The 20181-nt window shown below is 61.9% G+C and carries 16 protein-coding genes; 7 read left to right on the top strand and 9 right to left on the bottom strand.

Annotation, left to right across the window (positions count from 1 at the left end):
- Position 1 precedes the first annotated feature (1 nt).
- From GEOBRER4_RS11370 to GEOBRER4_RS11355, 4 genes are all read left to right on the top strand, one after another.
- Positions 2-919, top strand: a complete 918-nt coding sequence (locus GEOBRER4_RS11370; protein WP_085812502.1) for a dihydroorotate dehydrogenase — start codon at positions 2-4, stop codon at positions 917-919.
- Positions 919-1953, top strand: a complete 1035-nt coding sequence (locus GEOBRER4_RS11365; protein ID WP_185242390.1) for a KamA family radical SAM protein — start codon at positions 919-921, stop codon at positions 1951-1953. Before GEOBRER4_RS11370 ends, GEOBRER4_RS11365 begins: the two co-directional genes overlap by 1 nt.
- 349 nt (positions 1954-2302) lie before the next feature.
- The gene (locus tag GEOBRER4_RS11360; RefSeq protein ID WP_185242389.1) at positions 2303-2458 is read left to right on the top strand and encodes a hypothetical protein; all 156 of its coding nucleotides are present in this window, start codon (positions 2303-2305) and stop codon (positions 2456-2458) included.
- A 19-nt stretch (positions 2459-2477) separates the two neighbouring features.
- Positions 2478-2870 (top strand): TraR/DksA family transcriptional regulator, encoded by a 393-nt coding sequence (locus GEOBRER4_RS11355; RefSeq protein ID WP_185242388.1) that lies wholly within the window; start codon positions 2478-2480, stop codon positions 2868-2870.
- A 99-nt stretch (positions 2871-2969) separates the two neighbouring features.
- Here GEOBRER4_RS11355 and GEOBRER4_RS11350 read toward each other — a convergent pair whose 3' ends face one another.
- From GEOBRER4_RS11350 to GEOBRER4_RS11340, 3 genes are all read right to left on the bottom strand, one after another.
- A complete protein-coding gene (locus GEOBRER4_RS11350; RefSeq protein ID WP_085812505.1) occupies positions 2970-4061 on the bottom strand; it encodes a dethiobiotin synthase in 1092 nt (363 codons plus the stop codon).
- Positions 4062-4211: 150 nt separating this feature from the next.
- Positions 4212-6140, bottom strand: a complete 1929-nt coding sequence (locus GEOBRER4_RS11345; protein WP_185242387.1) for a SpoIIE family protein phosphatase — start codon at positions 6138-6140, stop codon at positions 4212-4214.
- Between the two features lie 144 nt (positions 6141-6284).
- On the bottom strand, positions 6285-6842 hold the full coding sequence (locus tag GEOBRER4_RS11340; protein WP_185242386.1) for an HD domain-containing protein: 558 nt from the start codon (positions 6840-6842) through the stop codon (positions 6285-6287).
- Between the two features lie 226 nt (positions 6843-7068).
- Here GEOBRER4_RS11340 and GEOBRER4_RS11335 point away from each other — a divergent pair, with 226 nt between their 5' ends.
- A complete protein-coding gene (locus GEOBRER4_RS11335; RefSeq protein WP_185242385.1) occupies positions 7069-8442 on the top strand; it encodes a sigma-54-dependent transcriptional regulator in 1374 nt (457 codons plus the stop codon).
- Between the two features lie 14 nt (positions 8443-8456).
- On the opposite strand, the gene gptM is transcribed toward GEOBRER4_RS11335, so the two are convergent.
- A complete protein-coding gene (gene gptM, locus GEOBRER4_RS11330; protein ID WP_185242384.1) occupies positions 8457-9755 on the bottom strand; it encodes a geopeptide radical SAM maturase in 1299 nt (432 codons plus the stop codon).
- A 337-nt stretch (positions 9756-10092) separates the two neighbouring features.
- Between gptM and GEOBRER4_RS11325 the strand changes: the two genes are divergently transcribed.
- Positions 10093-11934, top strand: a complete 1842-nt coding sequence (locus GEOBRER4_RS11325; RefSeq protein WP_185245318.1) for a TonB-dependent receptor plug domain-containing protein — start codon at positions 10093-10095, stop codon at positions 11932-11934.
- On the top strand, positions 11922-14420 hold the full coding sequence (locus tag GEOBRER4_RS11315) for an ATP-binding protein (protein WP_226377765.1): 2499 nt from the start codon (positions 11922-11924) through the stop codon (positions 14418-14420). The genes GEOBRER4_RS11325 and GEOBRER4_RS11315 overlap by 13 nt, the downstream gene beginning before the upstream one ends.
- Here the strand turns inward: GEOBRER4_RS11315 and GEOBRER4_RS11310 are convergent.
- The 5 genes from GEOBRER4_RS11310 to GEOBRER4_RS11290 form a co-directional block, all read right to left on the bottom strand.
- Positions 14355-14651, bottom strand: a complete 297-nt coding sequence (locus GEOBRER4_RS11310; protein WP_185242382.1) for a hypothetical protein — start codon at positions 14649-14651, stop codon at positions 14355-14357. The genes GEOBRER4_RS11315 and GEOBRER4_RS11310 overlap by 66 nt on opposite strands.
- A 266-nt stretch (positions 14652-14917) precedes the next feature.
- Positions 14918-15289 (bottom strand): response regulator, encoded by a 372-nt coding sequence (locus GEOBRER4_RS11305; protein WP_085812514.1) that lies wholly within the window; start codon positions 15287-15289, stop codon positions 14918-14920.
- Positions 15264-16367: a chemotaxis-specific protein-glutamate methyltransferase CheB gene (gene cheB / locus GEOBRER4_RS11300; protein ID WP_185242381.1), complete on the bottom strand. Its 1104-nt coding sequence runs from the start codon at positions 16365-16367 to the stop codon at positions 15264-15266. The genes GEOBRER4_RS11305 and cheB overlap by 26 nt, the downstream gene beginning before the upstream one ends.
- A gap of 31 nt (positions 16368-16398) precedes the next feature.
- Entirely contained in the window at positions 16399-18438 is a 2040-nt protein-coding gene (locus GEOBRER4_RS11295) for a hybrid sensor histidine kinase/response regulator (RefSeq protein WP_185242380.1), read from the bottom strand.
- Positions 18439-20175, bottom strand: a complete 1737-nt coding sequence (locus GEOBRER4_RS11290) for a methyl-accepting chemotaxis protein (protein WP_085812517.1) — start codon at positions 20173-20175, stop codon at positions 18439-18441.
- Positions 20176-20181: the final 6 nt, after the last annotated feature.

The raw sequence follows: 20181 nt of genomic DNA, 5'->3' as shown, positions 1-20181 counted from the left end.
CATGCAAAGACCTGACATGTCCGTGGCTGTCGCCGGGATCAAGATGCGCAACCCCGTGATGACCGCATCCGGCACCTTCGGCTACGGCGCCGAGTTCGCCGACTACCTGGACCTCGAGAGCATCGGGGCGATGATCAGCAAGGGTCTGTCGCTCAAGCCCAAGGCCGGGAACCCGACCCCCCGCATCGTGGAGACCCCCGGCGGCATGCTGAACGCCATCGGCCTGCAGAACGTCGGCATCGACGCCTTCATCGAGCAGAAACTGCCGTATCTCAAGAACGTCAACACCCCTGTGATCGTGAACCTCTACGGCAACACGCTCGAGGAGTACGGCGAGGTCGCGGCCAGGCTGGACGGCCTTTCCGGCGTTGCCGGCATCGAGGTGAACATCTCCTGCCCCAACGTGAAGCAGGGGGGGATCGTCTTCGGCACCGACCCTGGCGCAGCCCAGGAGGTGGTCCGGCTGGTGAAGAAGAACACCTCCAAGCCGATGATAGTGAAGCTCTCCCCCAACGTCACCGACGTGGTGCTCATGGCCAAGGCGTGCGCCGACGCCGGAGCCGACGCGCTATCCTTGATCAACACCCTGACCGGGATGGCGATCGATCTGGAGCGTCGCCGCCCGGTGCTGGCCAACGTCACCGGCGGGCTCTCCGGTCCCGCCATCAAGCCGGTCGCGCTCAGGATGGTCTGGCAGGTGGCCAGGGCGGTGAAGCTTCCCTTGATCGGCATCGGCGGCATCATGAACGGCCGCGATGCGCTGGAATTCATGCTGGCCGGGGCGACCGCGGTACAGGTAGGGACCGCAAGTTTCCTCGACCCCTCCGCCGCGCAGAGGATCGCCGGGGAGATGGAGCAGTACCTGGTGGACCACAAGATAGATTCGGTCTCCTCCCTGATCGGAGCCCTCGAGGTCTGATGGAAGCCTGGGAGAAAAGCCTAAAAAACTGCATCACCAGCCCGGAGGAGCTTTCCGGGCTTTTTAGTCTTGAGGGCGCGGTGCTTTCCGCCACGGTCACGCGCTACCCCATGCGCATCACCCCGTACTACCTCGGGCTGATCGAGGAAGCGGGAGATCCCATCTGGCGCCAGTGCGTACCGGACCCCTCCGAGCTCGACGACCTGACCCAGTCCCCCGACCCCTTGGACGAGGAGCGCCTCTCGCCGGTCCCTGGGTTGATCCACCGCTACCCGGACCGCGTGGTCTGGATCGTTTCCTCCGCCTGCGCCGTCTACTGCCGCTTCTGCATGAGGAAGAGGGGGGTGGGGTGCGCCGGCATGGCTCCGGCCCGTGTCGACGACGCCATCGCCTACATCGCCGGCGAGCCCCGGATCAGGGACGTGGTCCTCTCAGGCGGTGACCCGCTCCTTTTGCCGGACGACCGTCTAGCCGAAATCCTCACCGCCCTTTCCCGCATCCCGCACGTCGAGATGGTGAGGATCGGAACGCGGGTGCCGGTGACCCTTCCCGAGAGGGTCACGCCGGCGCTAGCGCGCCTTTTGAAGCGCCACCACCCCGTCTACGTCAACACCCACTTCAACCATCCCCGGGAGATAACGCCGCAGTCGGCCAAGGCCTGCGCGAGGCTCGCCGATGCCGGAGTGCAGCTGGGAAACCAGACCGTGCTCCTCAAAGGGGTGAACGACGACCCGCAGACGATGCTTTCCCTCATGCGGCGCCTGCTCACCATCCGGGTGCGCCCATACTACATCCACCAGATGGACCTGGTCCAGGGGACCGCCCACTTCAGGACCCGCGTGGCGCAGGGGATCGCCGTGATGCAGGCCTTGCGCGGCCACACCTCCGGGCTTGCCGTTCCCCACTACGTCATCGATCTCCCCGGCGGCAAGGGAAAGGTCGACGTCCTGTCCGGGCGTCTCGGCAGGGACGGCCGCACCAGGCTCTTCACAAACTACCTCGGCGAAGAAATAGAGTACCCAGAGCAGGATTAACTGTCACTGCCGCCTTCCGCTTTCCTCTCACCTTTGCAACAACCCCTTCATGCACAGGGATATTACCACTTCCCCCTCTCAACGCCGAAGAAGCGTTTGCCTTAGTGTCGCCACCCTGTTTGATCCTACTTTTACAGGCCTTCCTCATGCTGCAGCGTGCTCTTAAAGCGGGCTCGTTCCCAAGTTGCAACTGTCTATGGCGATGAAGGTGCAGTTTGTTCGATGGAATTGCGCTTTACGGCCGGATATATGCGGCAAGGGATGAGGTTTTTTTGCAGCCGGGCTTGCATCCCGATTTTAGGGTATACTATGGGCTGTTTTGATGGCCGGCGCTGCAAAAGGAGGAGCCATGAGAAGAGAGAGCATCGAGGAGCAGATCCTCAAGGATCAGCCTGTGATCAAAGACAAAAAGGAAGTTTGCGCCCTGTGCGGATCTCCGCTGGAACAGGACGAGGAAAGCGGTGAGCTGCGCTGCCCAGTTTGCGACACCGAAGAAGCGCCCTGACCTAACGAGGAGGTGTGAGATGCCGGATAAACTTGAAGGGGACGAACTGGAATTCAGGAACCTCTTGGCGGAGCAAAAACGCAGGCTGTGGGCCGAGTTGAGGGATGAGATCTTCTCCCAGACGGGGAGCGATCTCGCCACGCAGTACGACATACCACAGGACCTCGGGGAGAAGAGCATCCTCGACATGCTTTCCGATGCGGGACTCGCGATAGCCGACATACGGCGCAACCAGCTCACCGCGTTGGAGGAGGCGCAAAGGCGCCTGGAGCAGGGGACTTACGGCAGGTGCGAGAACTGCGGGGAGGTGATTGACATCCAAAGGCTGCACTTGATGCCTTTCGCCGCCTACTGCGTCCCCTGTCAGAAAGAGAAGGAAGGGCCGGGCAAGCCGCCGGGGACTACGCTTTGAAGGCAGGAACTAGGGGCTGGGCTAGGGGTGGAGGAGAGCAGTGCGCCTCGAACCCCGAACCTTGAACTTTTAACCTTGAACTTTGAACTTTGAACAGCCCTAGAGCAGCGCGTCTATGGCCTCGAAGTCCATCCCCTTCTCGGCGTTCGCCATGATCCAGTTCAGCTTCTCCTGGTCCTCGAAGGTGATTTTGGCCACGTCGTCGGAGAGTGCGGTGAACACCTCGGCGGTGGTCTCTTCCACCCGGATGTAGGGGATGCCGGAGTCGTTCAGGATCTGCTGGCTGATGTCGGAGACAGCGCAGTGCCCGGAAACAACGAGCCCCGCGATCTTCTCCTTGTAGGCAGGGATATGGTAGAGGGAGGAGAGGGTAACGATCAGCTCGTCCCTGGAGCTGGTCACGATCATCAGGGTCGAGTCGAGCAGACCGTCGATCACGCGCTGAGAGGAAGCCGCGCCCAACTGTATGTTGTGGATGATGCGGCTTTTTTCATTCACGTCGCCGTGAAGCGGCAGGTCAAACAGCTTGGAGATGTGGCTCAAGGTCGGGTTGGCCAGGATGGGGGAGTAGTTGAAGCCGTCGGTCACCTTGACGTTGAGGGGCTCGAAAGCCTGTTTCAGGTACTTGTTGGTGAGCTCCTTCTTGCCGGGGAGCATCTTGTTGACGATGATGCCGCGCACGTCGGCCCCTTCACGCTGGTACAGCGCCAGGTTCAGATGCACTGCATCGATTACCTTGCCGATGCCGCTTTCGGTCACGATCATGACCGGGGCGTCGATCAGCTTGGCGACCTTGGCGTTGCTGAGCCCGATGACGGAGCCGACTCCGCCGTGTCCCGCCCCCTCGATGATGAGGAAGTCGTATTTCTGCTCCAACTCCCGGACCGCCCCCACCACACAGTCGGCCAGCGACAGGTCGTCGAGTTTGCCGTTCAGGTAATCCTTGGTGAAATCGCGGTGCAACGCCACCGGTGACATGAGGGCGATGTCGTCTTCCATGCCGAAGGCCTTCGCCATCAGCAGAGCGTCCATGTCCACCATGAAGTCGTCATAGAGGAGCACCTTGGGACCGAAAGGCTTGACGAAGCCGACCCTACGGTACTTCTTCCTGGCCTGGTGCATGAGCGAGATGCTGATGGTCGTCTTGCCACAGTTTTGTCCGGTCGCCGCCACGAAGATCTTTTTCGCCATGCCATACCCCTCGTCTGAATGCCTCTCGAAAACGTACTGCACCCCTTGCCGTGCGGGGTTAAGGGCCGGAACAGGAACTGCGAAAGGGCGGATCCTGTGCCGGTGGCGTATGTTTACACAACGCACCGGGGGACGTCAAGTAAAGTGATGTTAAGGATGGGAGGAGAGGGGGCCGAACTTGAGAAGGAGCATAGAGATGTCGTCGTTGAAGGCGTCGCTGCCGGTGAAGGTCCTGACTGATTCCATCACGGCGGCGATCACCCCCGCTGCGGATTTGTGGTGCTCGCGCGCCACTACCTGACGCAGCCGTTCCAGGCCGAAGAACGCCCCCTCGGGGCTCTCGGCCTCGGTGATGCCGTCGGTGAAGAGGAGCAGCAGGTCCCCGTCCTGGACCTGGAGCGAGGGCTCCTGGAAGTCGACCTGCCGGTGAACCCCCAGGATGAGACCCTCGGCGTCCAATTCGAAGAACTGGTCGTTCTCGTGGCGGTAGATCAGGGGAGGGGGGTGTCCGGCGTTGGTGTAGCGCAGCGTTGCGGTGGGGATGTGGTAGCTCAGGTACGACATGGTGATGAAGAGCTCGGCCCGGCTCAGGTCGTCGTGCAGCAGTCGGTTCAGGGCAGACAGGATCTCGGCAGGCCCCTGCAAGGCAGCAAGCTGGGCCCGCAGCACGCTGCGGGTTTCGACCATGATCAGCGCGGCGCCGACGCTGTGGCCGGAGACGTCGGCGATGACGAGGTCGAGCCCTTCGCCATGGGGGAGGATGTCGTAGTAGTCACCGCCGATGTGGGTGGCGGGGACGCAGCTTGCGGCGCAGTCAATGCCGGGGAGACAGTGCGGGGTGATCGGGAGCAGGGACATCTGGATCTGCTTGGCGATCTCCATCTCCTTGCGCATGCTGGTGTTTTGCATCAGCGCCTCTTCGGCCTGCTTGCGTTCGGTTATGTCCTGCTTGATGCAGATGAAGTGGTTGATGCGACCGTCATCGTCGAGCACCGGCGTGATGGTCTGCTCCTCGGGGTAGAGCGTTCCGTCCTTGCGCCGGTTGATCATCTCTCCGTGCCAGACCTCGCCGGCGTTGATGGTCTCCCTTAGGCTGCGGTAGAACTCCGGGCCGTGCCGCTCGGACTTGAGGAAGCTCAAGTCGCGCCCCAGCGCCTCCTCTCGGCTGTAGCCGGTCATCCTGGTGAATGCCTGGTTCACCGAGATGATGATTCCGTTGCTGTCGGTGATGACGATGGCGTTGGCCGCAGCTTCCAAAGCGGCGCTTTGCAGCTGTAGCGATTCCTCCGCTCGCTTTCGCTCCGATATGTCCGAGATGAGGCCGTCGTAGGCGATCAGCTCCCCCTGCTCGCTGTAGCGGGGGACGATGGTGTTGATGACCCAGCGCAGCGAGCCGTCCTTGTGCCGGATCCGGTGCTCCAGCGAGGGGATGTCCTTGCCCGCCCGGAGGTCCTCGGTGAGGCTCATCACCGCGTCACGGTCCTCCTCGTAGATCATCTGGTACCACAAAAAGGGGTTGTCCACGTACTCCTCGTGGCTGTAGCCGGTCACCGACAGGCATCCCGGCCCATGCGAGGTCTTCACCACGCTCCCCTTATGGATGATCACGGTGTAGATGTAGTCGGTGACCGCCGAGACCAGCCGCTTGTAGCGCCTCTCGCTTCTCACCAGCGCCGACTCCGCCTCGCGCCTTTTGCGCCTTACCTCGGCCTCCTGCATCTCCCTTTCGATGGCGGGGATCAGGCGCGAGGTGCTCCCCTTGATCAGGTAGTCGTTCGCCCCCTCCTTCATCGCCTTAACCGCGTCTTCCTCGCCGATCTTTCCGGAAACGATGATGAAGGGAAGGTCCAGCCCCGAGCCCCGCACAAGCTTCAGCGCGTCAAGCCCGGAGAAGCCGGGGAGGACGTAGTCGGAGATCACCATGTCCCAGCTCTCCTCCTGCAGCGCCTTACGCATAGACTCTGCGTTCTCCACCCGCTTGGTAACGGGAGCGTAGTTGCCGCGACGCAGCTCGAAAACGAGCAGCAGCGCGTCGTCTTCCGAGTCTTCGACTATCAGCACGCGAAGCGGTTTTCCCATAAGAGCACCTAGTACCGGATCGGAAAGCCGGCAGCAGCGACTGCCTTGCCGGAAAGGAGGATTGGAAGCATCCAGATCGGTCCCAATGAGTGAGGCGGCATCGAGTATATCATAAATTGTAGGCGCCGCCCCGCGACTGGGGCTCTAGAGGGGGTCACCCACACCGAAGGCGCTGAGCCAGCTCTCGAAGATCTGCACCTTTTCCTCCCCGAACCGCAGCAGGTCGCAGCGGACCTGCTGCGTGCTCTTCTCAAGGTCCAGTTCCCCCCCTTTTTTGGAGAAGAAGAGGTCGGCCAAGGCGACGATGCGCTCGCTGGTGGTGACCGGGGACATCTCCCTGACCGGCAGGCGCAGCCTTTGCGCCACGATGTCACCCGCTGTGAGACCTACGCCGATGTGCCTCTCGCAGACCATGGCATGGCGCGGCAGCCCTTCGGCATCGAGGATCTCCCGGCCGATGACCCCATGCCAGACGTAGGGCGCCTTGCCGAAGCAGTTGAGCTTCGGGGCGTAGATGCGGCAGACGCCGATGTCGTGGAGCAACGCGGCCTCCTCGATGAAATCCAACTCTTCCTGCGGCAGTCCGGCCTTTGTCGCTATCTCAATCGCCTTGTCCGCGACATTTCGACTGTGTCTGTAGACGATGTCGAGGGCGACTTGGTTGTTTTCAAAGTATTTCTCCAGCAACGCTCTAGGGTCCAAATCTTCCTCCGTCAAGGTTGTATCGATCAGGCTCTAGATTATGCCGATTCGCCCTGTCATTGCAACAGTTGTCGCTGGGACAAGAAGAGTGGCGCGGTTTTGCTCCCTGAGGCTGGCAATAAAAATGTTGAATAACGTGCCGTGGCCATATATGATGTGAATCCTTTAAATAGCCCGTACTTTTTCTTGCGGAGAGATCAGAGTGAAGTCGTCGACACAACAACATATGCTTTTAGTGGATGACGAGCCCGGGATCCTTACCGAGGTGTCGCTGCTTCTCGCCTCAAGCGATGTGCAGCAGGTGGCGACGCTGTCGGACAGCAGGGAGGTGGTTGGCTATGTGAAGGAACACAAGGTTAGCTCGGTGATCCTGGACTGGGTCATGCCGCATGTTTCCGGAGCCGAGATACTGCACGCCCTGACCTCCGAGCACCCGGAGATTCCGGTGATCGTGATGACCGCCATGGGAGACGTCGAGACCGCGGTCGCCTGCATGCAGCAGGGTGCCTTCGATTTCCTTACCAAGCCGGTCGATCCGAACCGGCTGGTGGCCAGCGTGAAAAAGGCGCTCCAGGTAAGCGAGCTTGGGCGGCAGAACCTGATGCTCAAGGACTACCTGCTGGCGGACACGCTGCGAAACCCGGACGCTTTCGCCGGGATCATCGCCACCTCGAAAAAGATGCGTGGCATCTTCCAGTACATAGAGGCGATCGCTTCCTCGCGCCTGCCGGTGCTGATCACAGGGGAGACGGGTGTTGGGAAGGAGCTTCTGGCGCGCGCAGTCCACGATGTCTCCGGCGTCCCCGGCCCTTTCATCTCCCTCAACGCCGCCGGGCTTGACGACTTCATGTTCTCCGACACCCTCTTCGGTCACAAGAAAGGGGCCTTCACCGGCGCCGACAGCAAGCGTGACGGCCTCATCGCCGCGGCAGCAGGCGGGACCCTCTTTCTGGACGAAATAGGGGACCTGAACCTCGCCTCGCAGATCAAACTGCTGCGGCTTTTGCAGGAGCGGGAGTACTACCGGATCGGTTCGGACCTGCTCCTGAAAAGCGACGCGCGCATCGTCGCCGCCTCCAACATGGACTTCGCCGCGCTCAGGTCAGCCGGAAGTTTCCGCAACGACCTCTACTTCCGCCTCTGCGCCCACGAATTCCGGGTACCCCCCCTGAGGGAGCGCCTGGAGGACGTGGGTCCCCTGGTCGACTACTTCGCGCACAACATAGCGCTGCAGCAGGGGAAAGCGGTCCCCGCAGTTCCGCACAACGTGATCGCTGCGCTGGAGCAGTACCGCTTCCCGGGCAACGTCCGGGAACTGTACAACATGGTGCACCACGCGGTGACCTGCAACGAGGGGCAGCCGCTCACGCTCTCCGACTTCCCAGGGGTAGCGGCCGCTCCTGCCCTGGTTCCGGAACAGGTTGACGCCGGCAATCCGCTGTTCGCCTTGTTCGGGAAGTTTCCAACCGTGCTGCAGGTAGAGGAGTACCTGATCGCCGAGGCGATGAAACTTACCGGCGGCAACCAGACGCAGGCAGCGGAACTTCTTGGGCTTGCGCGCCCCACCTTGAACAAGAGGTTGAAGCAGGAGCGCCAGTAGGGGCGGGAGCTGAGCTAGGCCGGAGTTGTTCCGGCAGCGGGGCAGGTGAGGTTTTGCTGCAGTATGCGCTCCAAGGTGGCGTCCAGGAACTGGCGCTTGCAGTCCACATCGGAAATCAGCTTTCCCTGGCTGAGGGTGAGGAAGCGACAGCCGCCGAAGCATAACGGGAGGTAGCAGCACTCGAGGCACTCCTCCGTCTGCCAGTTGCCGATGCAGTGGGAAGCGTGATACTGCTTCATCCCTTCGGCCAAGCTCCCCACGCTCAAACCCTCCCACCCCATGAACGCAGGGCACTTGTAGAGCTTCCCCTCGCAGTTCACCACGATGTTGTCTTCCAACTCCACCACACAAGCCGACACCCCGGGCCTGGAGGTCTTGAACCCCCTGGAGAGGATCTCTCCGCGCAGGTACATGAGCGCGTCTACCAGCCAAGGAGCGTCGGAGGAGGCGCACCCGGAGCTTTGGTCCGCACAGCCTGCCTGTGGTGTGACCGGGGTGAACTGGACGTGGCGCAGTTTCTCTGGGGTGATACCGCGTGAAACCAAAAGATCGAGCAGGCGCGGAAACTCGAGGTAGTTGCATTCCCTGAAATTTCCTCCCAGGTTGATAGGAACCAGATCCCAAATCGAGGCCATGTTGTCGACGATCGCGTCGAAGCTGCCGGCACCAGAGGCGAAAGGTCGCTCCCCGTTGTGGATCTCGGGGGGGCCGTCCAGGGTGAACTTTGCGCCGGTCAGACCAAGCGGCACCAGTTTCTCAGCCACTTCCCTTGTTAGCAGGGTCCCATTGGTCACTAGGTTGAAGCCGAATTTGACCCCCTTTTCGCGGGCCATGCGCTGCAGCGGCCTGGAGATCCTCTCGATCAGGTCGAGCGACAGGAGAGGCTCTCCGCCGTAGAAGGAGAGGGTGAGGTCCCACCCCTGGCAGATCCTATCTCGTGAAAAGGTCTGCACCAAAAGGTCAGCTGTCGCCCCGGACATGTAGTGCCCGCCCCTGAACTGCCCCTCGTAGCAGTAGCCGCAGTCGAGGTTGCAGTCGAGGTTCAGCACCACCATCGCCTTGAAGTTGCGGCTGCGACCGTTGGCCCGCTCCAGCAGGCCGCGCATCTGCTCCTTTTCCGTGTCCGGGTCCGGAACCAGCATGCCGAGCCTGGAAAGTGTCTCCGCCTCCGCTGTGAAGCCCTCTCCCTGCTGCAGTGCCTGCAGGGTTGCCGCCGGGACTGCGACCATGGAACCGCGCAATGTGGAGTAGAGCAGGAAGTGGTCGGGCTTGTCGAGGGACGGGAAAACTTTCAGGTAGCGTGACAGGTGCATGGCAGGAGTCCTGTGTCGGGTGTAATTGCATTCATGAGACTTTGCAGCGGCGGCATACTCTCACTCAACAGGAGTATGCCGCCACAAGCAGCGTCCTACTGGTCGGTATAGTAGAACATGAACAAAGACCAGCAGCAGCCCAACCCTTCGGTAGTTACCTCTGCGTCTCTTCCCTCTTCCAATACTTCCAGTGCCAGTTTCTCGTTTGCCATTGTCTTGCCCCCCTTTTTTTCGTGTCGGATTTGTTTGAGCTTGACTTTACGGACAAGTCACACTAGCATGACATTATTTTCATTGCAATAATAAAATTTAAATTTTTTAAGAAGGATGGGCTTTGATGCAACCGTGTGTCTATTCACTCCTCTGCTCTGTCAGAGCCAGGCTGGTGCTGCTTGGTTGCACCCTTTCCATGATGCTGTGCGCTCCTCCGGCAAACTGTGACGACGACCTGCGTTCCCTTGAGCTGTACAACGGAGAGGGGACCGAGGTTGTCTCAGGGACCCGATCGCCGCGTCCGGCATCGCAGACCGCCGAGAATATAACAGTGGTCACCGCCCAGGACATAGACACCATCAACGCCCACACCCTGGCGGATGTCCTAAGTTACGTCACCGGCGTGCAACTGGAGATGACGCGCACCCCCGGGACCCCGGTGAATTTCGAGGTCCAAGGGTCGAACTACAACCATGTCCTTGTGCTTCTCGACGGGGTCCCCATCAACAACCTGGCCGACAACTTCCCGGATGTCAGCTCCATTCCGGTGCAGCTGATCGAGCGAGTAGAGGTCGTGAAGGGTGCGGCTTCCTCCTCCTGGGGAAACGCGCTCGGGGGGGTCATCAACGTAATCACTAAGTCTCCTGACCCCGAGCGACCGGTGGGAGGGGTGGTTTCGGCTTCCTACGGACAACGTGAAACGCTCGATGCGCGGGCGGAGCTAACCGGAACCAATAATCGCTTCGGCTATTACCTGACCGGGGGAAAGCTTCGCTCCGACGGCCTTTTGCCGAACAACATGGCCGACAAGAACAATTTCTACGGAAAGCTCCAGTACGCCCTGCCGGCCCGTGGTTCGCTCAGTCTGACCACTGCCGTCATGGACGGCGAAAGCGGCATGTTCGGCGCCGGGGTGAACCGGGCGAACACGGACAGTACCCTGATCGTTTCCACGCTTGCCAGTCAGTACCAGCTCATGGACCATCTGCTTGTCGAGGGGGCACTGGTGACGACTGAGTCGAGCGCCAAGCTTTTGAGACAGGGGTTGGTTGCCCCTGGCACAGTCGGCACCATGGCTTTCGAGACGGAGGAGTCCCGCCTCGGAGGCAACCTTCAGCTCTCCTGGCTGGATGACCTGCAAAGGATCACCGCCGGCATCGATTACGAGCACGTCAGCGCTCACATGGTGAATGGTATCGCTCTAGCCGATCTGCTTAACCGAAGGGCGGACCGGGTCGGTCTTTACCTAAGCGACACCCTCACCCTTGGGCGCTTTGCGCTCACGCCCAGTGCCCGCTTCGACAGCACCGGTTCGGCAGGCGACCACTTCAGCCCCAGTTTCGGCGTCACCTATGCGCTCACCGAGAACAGCGTCTTGCGCGGCTACACGTCTAGAGGGTACAGTCTCACCTCGCTGAACCGCTCCGCCTCGACGGAGAAGGTGTGGACTTCACAGCTTGGATTCGAGACAGGCGACATCCCTGGGCTGTGGCTTAAAGGGACCCTGTTCCGAAATGATACCTGGGACATCATCTCCGGCAGCACGCGCGCCATCACCTATGAGAGGCACGTGAAGCAAGGGGCCGAGATCGAGGCGAAGACGATTCCTATTTTCCGGACCTCTCTCACCACCGGCTACACCTACATCCGGGGAACCCATGGTGACAGCGGCCCCCATCTCGACGGCGTCCCGAAGCATACAGTGCAGGTTGGCCTCAGGTATCAGGACTACTCAGCTTTCCAGGCTCACCTGAACGGCCGTTTCATAGATTGGGATAACCCTGGGACCGGGAAGTACGGGGCTATCATCTGGGACCTGCACCTGAGAAAGACGGTGGAATTATCCGAGACCTCCCTCGAGATCTTCGCCTCAGTACGGAACCTCTTCAACGGCGACCAGTACCTCGACGCTGTCTACCGCAATCCGGGCCGTTGGGTGGAGCTGGGGGTTAGATGCAACTTCTGAGATTCCTCCTGATTGCCTCGCTGTTGTCCATACCGCTTCCAGCCTTCTGTTACGAAGTCCTGGTGCTGCAGTCGCTGCACGAAAAGGGTTACGAAGAGGCGGTGAACGGCTTCAAGCGCGAGTGCCGGGTCAGCATGAGAAGGGTGGTCCTGTCGGAATACGCCGAGGCCGACGTGACCCGCATCACCCGCGAGGAGCACCCGAAGCTGATCGTCGCCGTCGGGGACCGCGCCCTGAACCTCGCCCTGAAGCAAAACAGCACGCCGGTGCTTTACATGATGGCCTTGAACCCAAAGCCCCGCCGGTTTGCGACCGGCGTCAGCATGCTGCTCGACCCGTCCCGCTACTTCTCCGTTTTCGAGGCGCTGGGGACCCCGAAGGTGGGAGTGGTGTACGATCCCTCCCGCAGCGGGGCGTACCTGAAGCGCGCCCTGTCGCTGGCTTCCCGCAGTCCCGTCGACCTCGTGCTGCGCGAGGTGCACGCGGCCAAAGAGACCCCGGGGATGCTGCAGTCGTTGCGGGGAAAAGTCAACGCCCTCTGGATGATCCCTGACCCGACGGCGGTTACGCCCGCCTCGACCGAGGCTTACTTCCTCTTCTCCCAAGGGGAACGGGTGCCGGTGGTCACTTTCGCAGACATCTACCTCACCATGGGCGGAGCCGTGGCGCTCACCATCGACCGTTTCGACATCGGGCCGCCAACTGGGGGAGATGGCGCTGAGCGTCCTGGACGGCAAACCGGTCGACGAAATCCCCCCCGTGCCGCCGCGCCGCGCGATAACCAAGTCCAACGACGGGGTGGTGCGCCAACTGAAGCTTTCCAGCGTGGCCGGCCGATGAAGCTGAGACTGAAAAGAAGGTTCCGGCTCTCCCTCTTCAACAAGAGCTTCCGTTTCCGCCTCTACCTGATCTTCACCGGGATCATCGCGCTTTTGACAGCGGCCTTCGCCACTTTCTACGTGCTGACCGAGATCAACTCCTACCGCGGCGCCCTGGAGCGCGAGGGGAGGCTTCTTGCCACCATCCTCGCTCAAAACGCGCGCCTCCCCCTTTTCGCGGAAAACAAGGAGGCCCTGTCCGTGCTGGCCGAAGCGACCTCGCGCCAGTCTTCGGTAGTTTCGGTGACCATCAGCGACCATCAAAAGATCGTGGTGGCCGAGGCCTGCAAGGTGAAGGTGCCCAAGGGGGAGACCGTCAAGATGGCCGTACCGATTACCTCTCCCGGGTCGGTGCTTTCTCCCGAGTCTGTGCTCCTTGGTCACGAAACGACCGAAGAGCAGCGGGTCATCGGCCATGTGCTCCTGATGCTCGACATGTCGGCGGTACGGGAGCGGCTGGTCAACCTGGTCGCCGCTTCGCTTGGCATCGGGACCCTCTTCTGGGTGGCGGTATCCCTGCTCAGCTACCAGGTGATCAAGCGGGTCACCTATTCCTTCAACAAGCTTATGGGGGGGATCGAGGAGATAGGTTCCGGCAAGCTCTCGGCGCGGGTGGAGCTGGATGCGGACGACGAGCTGGGGCGCGCCGCGAACGCCATCAACGCCATGGCCGCTTCCCTTGAGCTGCGCGAACTCGAGAACGTCGCACTGCAGGAAGAGCTTCTGAAGGCGATGAGGCTGGAGGTGCAGGAGGAGAAGAAAAGGGTCATGGCGCGGCTGATCCAGACCAATAAGATGACCTCGCTGGGGCTGCTTCTCTCCAGCATGGCCCACGAGATCAACAACCCCAACGCCTCGATCCGCTTTTCCGGCCACATGATCGGCAAGATGTGGAGCGATGCCGTTCCGCTGCTCGACCGGGTCCGCGAGGAGGAGGGTGACTTTTACCTGGGCGGCGTCCCATTCGAAAAGGCGCGTCTTGCCTTGACTGAGAACGCCGGCAAGATCATCGAGAACTCGGAGCGGATCGCGCGGGTAGTTCAGGGGCTCAGGGACTACGGGGTGGGGGGAGAGGCGCACCGGCACCAGAAACTGGAACTGAACGCCGCGGTATCGGCCGCCCTTTCCGTGCTCGCCTGCCAGACCCAGAAGGGGGGGCAGTTGAAGACCACCCTTGGCACCGGGATTCCGGTGATTCCGGGAAGCCAGCAGCAGATAGAGCAGGTGCTGATCAACCTGGTGCTGAACGCCATGCAGGCGCTGGAAGACGGCCGGGGGGAGGTGCATCTGACTACCCGCTACGACGTCCATAGCGGTGAGGTGGTGGTGGAGGTCAGGGACAACGGCGTCGGCATTGCGCCGGAAACCATGGGGCGGCTCTTCGAACCCTTCTATTCCACGAAGCTGGACCGGGGAGGGAGCGGCCTCGGACTCTACATCTCGCAGTACATCGTCGCCGAACATGGCGGCCATTTGCTGCTCGACTCGACCCCGGGGTGCGGGACCCTGGCCCGCGTGGTGCTCCCGGCCCCTTCGCCTGCCTCAGTGCGCGTGGTCCCCTCCGAGGACGTTCAACATCCCGCCGATACGCTCCATCAGGTCGGTTAGCGCTTCTCCCTCGTGCCTCCCGCCGCAGATCCTGCGCATCTGGCTCAGGAGCCCCTCGAAGACATCGTCCCCGCATCCGTTGCGCGCCAAGTCGCTGGTGAGGCTGTCGTTCAGAAGCAGCCGCTTCATCTGGATGAGCTGTATCTCGACGCGCAGCTTCTTTATGGTCGGCATGTCGCTCTGCTTCAGCAACTGCAGGCATTGGTTGATTATGCTGTACTGGTGATCCATCGTGTCCTCCCGGCGCTGCGGTTATTGGTACAACTTAACGTTTATTCCAATAAGCGTGCCAAAACTGGCGCCGGGAGGACTGCCTTTATTTCAATAGGTTACGGCTGAGGTGCTGCGGCCGCGCGTACCGGGCGGGGTGTGAAATTTTTTACAGTTTGCGTCCGGCCTGGCAGAAAAGCCACGCAGAAACAGCACGTTGCCGCTTTGCTGTAAAAAAATTCACTGTTCGTTTTTTTACAGTTGCCGCCCAAGGGACAAGCGCGAGGTCATCCCCTAAGGGCCGACCTCACCTTCTCGGTAAGTTCGTCCGCGTTGAACGGCTTGAGGATGTAGCCGTTCGCCCCAGCCTCGGCCGCCAGCTCGCGCATCTCGTTTTCACTCTTGGAAGAAAGAAGCAGGATGGGGATGTCCTTGCTCACCTCGTTTTCCTTGAGGAGCTTCGCCTTTTTGTTGCCATCGAGCATCGGCATCATGATGTCCATGATGATCAGGTCCGGCCTTTGCTTCGAGAAGATGAAGCGGTTGGCCTCGATGCCGTTGGTGGCGGTGAGTACCTGGTATCCGGCCTGTACCAGCGCATCCTTGGCCATGGCCAGGACCACCTCGCTGTCGTCAATGATCAGTATCGTTTTTGCCACAATTGGTCTCCTTTGTCGGGGTAGTCGGCCGTGATGGCCCGCTGGGGGGCTGCGCCGCGAAGAGCTTCGCGATGGCCCCGGGGATCAGATCCAGAGGGAGCACCTGGTCCACGGCTTTGAGAGAAATGGCGGCCTTCGGCATCCCGAATACCGCGCAGCTCGGTTCGTCCTGCACGATGGTTGTCCCCCCGGCGTCCCTGATCCGGAGCATCCCCTGGGCGCCGTCGCGCCCCATGCCGGTCAAAAGGACGCTGACTACGCGGTCGCAGCGCGTACGTGCCAGTGAATTGAAGAAGACATCGATGGAAGGGCGGCAGCAGTTGACCGGCGGGTCGGTAACGAGCCTGGTGGTTCCCTCGCAAAGCGTCATGTGCCTGCCGTCGGGGGCGATGACCGCCTCGCCCGGGAGGTACTTCCCGCCGTCGACGGCCAGTCTGACCGGGAGCAGGCACTCCCGGTTGAGCCAGGAGGCGAAGCCTGGCGCGAAGCCGGCGGCGATGTGCTGTACCACGAATACGGTGGCGGGAAAATCTGCAGGGAGGCTCTTCAAGAGGGTCATCACCGCCTTGGGACCTCCGGTCGAGGCCCCGATGGCCAGGATGTCGGGACCGGGTCCCGATACGGGAAGCTCCAGGGGGGGAGGGGGCCTGAGCTTGCGGCGCGGGTGCCTGATGACCCTGATGCGTGCCAAAAGGCGCACCTTCTGCAGCAGCTGGCGTCCGAATTCCTCCAGCGCGCCTGAGCTTGCAAGCTCAGGCTTTTCCATCACGTCGAGCGCGCCGCGCTTTATGGCGGTGAAGGCGCGGTCGACCTCGCTCGCTTCCACCGCGGCGGAGAGGACCAGCACCGGGGTCGGGGCCTGGGCCATGATCTCCTCGATCGCCTCATGCCCATCCATGACCGGCATGCGGATGTCCATGATCACCAGGTCGGGCCTGAGCCGGAAGGTGAGCTCGCACGCCTGTCTGCCGTCACAGGCCTCACCCGCAAGCTCTATATCTTCCTCCTCCTGCAATATATCCCTCAGGATCTGGCGCACCAAAGCCGAGTCGTCAGCCACTAGAATCCGTATGGTCATGGAAACCGCCCCCGCCGGCGAACCGTCGCCGTCAGCCGATCAGCATCTGCACCGTCTCCAGGAGCATCCCCTGGTCGAAGGCCCCCTTCACGATGTACGCCTGCGCGCCCGCCTGCAGCGCCTGCCTCTTGTCCTCGTCGCGTGAAAGCGACGACACGATGATGACGGGGACCTCCCGGTAGCGCTCGGACTCCCTGAGTCTGCGGGTCAGCTCGAAGCCGTTGACGCCGGGCATCTCCACGTCTGAGATGATCAGGTCGAAATCCTCCGCGTCGCACTTATCCAGGGCGTCCTCCCCCGATACGGCCGTAACGACCTGGTACCCGTGGGTGAGCAGGATGCTCTGCTCCATGGTCCGGGTGGTGATGGAGTCGTCTACAACCAGCACCCTGAAGCGCCGCGCCTCGGCCCCCCCGGCTTCGTCTCGCACCGCCGCGCGTCCGCCGTTGGCCGCTGCCGCGAATAGGTCGGGGACGTTCAAAATCAGGGCGGGGTTGCCGTCCCCCATGATGGTGGCGCCGAAAAGGAACCTGACGCTGCGAAACTGCTTGCCGAGCCCCTTCACCACCACCTCGGAGCTCCCCAGGTGCGCGTCCACGGCGAAGGCCAGGCGTTGGTCGGCCAGCTTCAGCACGATGACCGCCAGTGCCTGTGCGCCCTTCGCCTGCCGCGGCAGCTCCAGCATGGCGGCCAGGCTGTAGAGGGAAGTGGTGACGCCGCGCACCTTGATCACCTCGCCTGCTCCCAGCAAAGAGATCTCCTCGGGGCGCACCTTGAGGATCTCCTGCACGTAGTTGAGCGGCAGTGCGAAGCACTCGCCGCCGCACTCGACGAGGAGCGCCTCGATCACCGAGAGGGTGAGCGGCAGCTGCATGGAGATGCGGGAGCCGCTCCCTTTCTCGCTGGTCAGGGTGATGTTTCCTTTGACCCGTTCGACGTTGCGCTTCACCACGTCCATGCCGACACCGCGCCCGGAGACGTCTGTCACCATTTCTGCAGTGGAGAAGCCGGTCCTGAAGGTGAGGTACAGGGCCTCCTCGTCGCTCATCGCCTCCGCCTCGCGCGGGTCGATCACCCCCTTGGCCAGGGCGGCCGCCTTGATCCGCGCCGGGTCCATCCCCTGGCCGTCGTCCGCCACCTCGACCAGGACCGAGCGCCCCTCGTGGCGTGCCGACAGCGACACCACCCCCTCGCGCGGCTTGCCGGCCGCGGCGCGCTTCTCCGGTGATTCGATGCCGTGGCAGACGGCGTTGGTTAAGAGGTGGATGAGCATCGGCTTGAGCCCCTCCAGAAGCACGCGGTCCATTTCGATGCCGTGGCCGGCGATCTGGAGCCTGACCTCCTTGCCAAGCTGCTGGGCCAGGTCGCGCACCAGCCTTTCGAAGCCGTCGCAGATGCTTCTCAAGGGGAGCATCCTGAGCGCCATCGCCTTCTCGTGCAGCTCCTGGATCAGGTAGTCCAGGTAGAGGACGTCCTCCTCCAGGTCGCGGCGGAAAAGGGAGAGGGCCTGAGCCTCTTCGCCCGGAAGCGCTTCGGCGATCCCCTTCAGGGTGGAGAGCTTCGCCTCCAGCCGTTTCTTGTTGATGATCATCTCGCCGATCAGGTTCACCAGCTGGTCGAGCGTCTTGACGTTCGCCCGTACCGTCTCGCTTTGCTGCTCTGGTGCCGCCTCGTGGCCTTCGGCCGGCGCCGGATGGGAGAGCTCACCCCGGTCGTACTCGGCCACGAAGCGCTCCACGTCGAGGTCCGGGACCTCCCCGCGCAAAAGCGCCGAGGTGATCAGAGCCACGGCGTCGGCCCCTTTCAAAAGGAGGTCCACTGCCTGCGCGTTCACCTCGCGCTCCCCGCGCTCCATCCCCTTAAGCTGCTCCTCCATGGTGTGGGTGATGGCGCTTATGTCGGAGAGCCCCACCATGCGGGCCGAGCCCTTAAGCGTGTGCGCGTTCCTCAAGAGCTCGTGCAAAAGCGAGGTCCGCTCCGGGTGCCTCTCCAGGACCAGGAGCCCGCTTTGCAGCGAAGCCAGGTGCTCTTCTGCCTCCCGGCAGAAGATCTCGAGGTAGCGGCTTCCCATCTACGCCTCTTCCTCCGTGATCTCCTTGAGCCTTTCGGCAAGTTCGAGGATTTCCGCTATGGCCCGCTCGGTCTCGGTCGCCGACATCGCCACCTGTTGCGCCACGTCGCGCACCTCGCTCATGGTTTCGGCCATCTGCTCGCAGGCCGAGGTCTGCTGCTGGGTGGAGAGCGAGATCTCCTTGGCCGTCCGCGCCGTCTCCTGTGCCGTCCCAACGATCGACGCGAAGGAGAGCTGTACCTTGTCCACGAGGCTTGAGGCGTAGTCGACCGCCTTGGTTCCCTCCTCGGTGACCATGATGGTGTTGTTGGTGGCGCTCTGGATTTCGCTGATCAGCCCCTTGATCTGGCGGGTCGCCTCGACCGTGCGGTCGGCGAGCCTTTTCACCTCGTGCGCCACGATTGCGAAGCGTTTCCCCGCTTCTCCTGCTCCGGCGGCCTCGATGGCGGCGTTCAAGGCGAGAAGGTTCGTCTGGTCGCTGATCTCGTCGATGATCTCCACGATGCCGCCTATCTTTTGGCTGTTGTCGCCCAGCTCCAGCATGCTGCGGGCTATGCTCTCCACCTGGCTGCGGACCCGCCCCATCCCTTCGATGGCGTTGGTCACGTCTTCGCGCCCGTTGTTGCAGTTGCTGGTGGTGTCCTCGGCGACGGTCTCGACGCTGCGGGCGTTAGCGGTGATCATCTTCGCGGTGATGGCGATCTCCTCCGAGGTGGTGGTCACCTCCTGGACCGCGCTCGCCTGCTGGGTGGAACCAGACGCCTGCTGTGCCGAGATCGCCATCATCTCGTTGGCCGCGCTGGAGAGCTGGATCACTGCCTCCTTGACCGATGCGATCAGGCGCCCGCTGCGGCCTATCTCCTCCTTGAGGTCTCGCACGATCACGGTGGTCATGGTGTTGAAGGCCTCTGCCAGCGTCCCTATCTCGTCGTTGCTCTCTACTGGGATGGTCTCGTCGAGCTCGCCGCCGGTGATGCGGTGGGCTGCAGCGGTCAGTTTGGCCAGAGGCCTTATCGCGCGGCTCACCACGAGCAGGATGGTCACCGAGCAGGCGATCAGCATGACCAGCATGCTGAGCACGATCTCGTTTCTAAGCTCGGCCCCCTTTTGTTCGGTCTTCTGCATGGAAAAGCCGATCCTGAAGGCGCCCCAGTGTTTCCCCTGGACGTAGACCGGAACCGAGAGGTCCCACATCTTCTCCCCGGTGTCGCGCTGGTATACCTGCTTGATGAACGGGGTGAGGCTGCGGGCCGCGGCGAGGCCGACCTCGTCCTGGAACAGGCGCTTGGTGCGGTTGGCATTTTTGTCCCGCTCCCGGTCTCCGGTAAGCGGGGCGGAGAACTTGCTGTTGTGGGTGGGAAGGTAGCCGTTTCGATCCACGAGCACCGCGAAGACGATCTGGTCGTCCTTGAGGAATTCGTCCTCCAGGGCCTGGATCGCCTGGTCCAGGAACCGGTCGTACTGGGTGTGGTACTTCTGCGGTTCGGTGTTGGGGATCGGGACGTAGCGCTCGTCGAAAAGCTGCTCCATGGTGAGCTTGCGGTTCTCTATCGCCTCAGCCAGGATGCGCTCCATGGACTTCGCCCCCGTCTGCGCCAGGATCCGCCCCTTGGAAAGGAGCTCGTCCTCCATGTTCTGCCTGCGCGAGCGGACGAAGTACACCGAGAAGGCGGTCATGATGACGATCATGACCATGATCAGGACGCTGACGATCTTTAACGATAGCTTGTTGGACATGTTGAT

Source organism: Citrifermentans bremense, from assembly GCF_014218275.1.
Taxonomy (GTDB): domain Bacteria; phylum Desulfobacterota; class Desulfuromonadia; order Geobacterales; family Geobacteraceae; genus Geomonas; species Geomonas pelophila.
The sequence above is the reverse complement of the archived record's forward strand: the minus strand, read 5'-3'. Positions and strand labels throughout refer to the sequence as shown.

Bases quoted from the DNA above. Each gene is read 5' to 3' on its own strand.
- GEOBRER4_RS11335 (WP_185242385.1), top strand. From the start codon at position 7,069: ATGCTTTTAGTGGATGACGAGCCCGGGATCCTTACCGAGGTGTCGCTG.
- GEOBRER4_RS11370 (WP_085812502.1), top strand. From the start codon at position 2: ATGCAAAGACCTGACATGTCCGTGGCTGTCGCCGGGATCAAGATGCGC.
- GEOBRER4_RS11345 (WP_185242387.1), bottom strand. From the start codon at position 6,140: ATGGGAAAACCGCTTCGCGTGCTGATAGTCGAAGACTCGGAAGACGAC.
- GEOBRER4_RS11360 (WP_185242389.1), top strand. From the start codon at position 2,303: ATGAGAAGAGAGAGCATCGAGGAGCAGATCCTCAAGGATCAGCCTGTG.
- GEOBRER4_RS11355 (WP_185242388.1), top strand. From the start codon at position 2,478: ATGCCGGATAAACTTGAAGGGGACGAACTGGAATTCAGGAACCTCTTG.
- GEOBRER4_RS11350 (WP_085812505.1), bottom strand. From the start codon at position 4,061: ATGGCGAAAAAGATCTTCGTGGCGGCGACCGGACAAAACTGTGGCAAG.
- GEOBRER4_RS11310 (WP_185242382.1), bottom strand. From the start codon at position 14,651: ATGGATCACCAGTACAGCATAATCAACCAATGCCTGCAGTTGCTGAAG.
- GEOBRER4_RS11295 (WP_185242380.1), bottom strand. From the start codon at position 18,438: ATGGGAAGCCGCTACCTCGAGATCTTCTGCCGGGAGGCAGAAGAGCAC.
- GEOBRER4_RS11365 (WP_185242390.1), top strand. From the start codon at position 919: ATGGAAGCCTGGGAGAAAAGCCTAAAAAACTGCATCACCAGCCCGGAG.
- GEOBRER4_RS11290 (WP_085812517.1), bottom strand. From the start codon at position 20,175: ATGTCCAACAAGCTATCGTTAAAGATCGTCAGCGTCCTGATCATGGTC.
- GEOBRER4_RS11315 (WP_226377765.1), top strand. From the start codon at position 11,922: ATGCAACTTCTGAGATTCCTCCTGATTGCCTCGCTGTTGTCCATACCG.
- gptM (WP_185242384.1), bottom strand. From the start codon at position 9,755: ATGCACCTGTCACGCTACCTGAAAGTTTTCCCGTCCCTCGACAAGCCC.
- cheB (WP_185242381.1), bottom strand. From the start codon at position 16,367: ATGACCATACGGATTCTAGTGGCTGACGACTCGGCTTTGGTGCGCCAG.
- GEOBRER4_RS11325 (WP_185245318.1), top strand. From the start codon at position 10,093: ATGCAACCGTGTGTCTATTCACTCCTCTGCTCTGTCAGAGCCAGGCTG.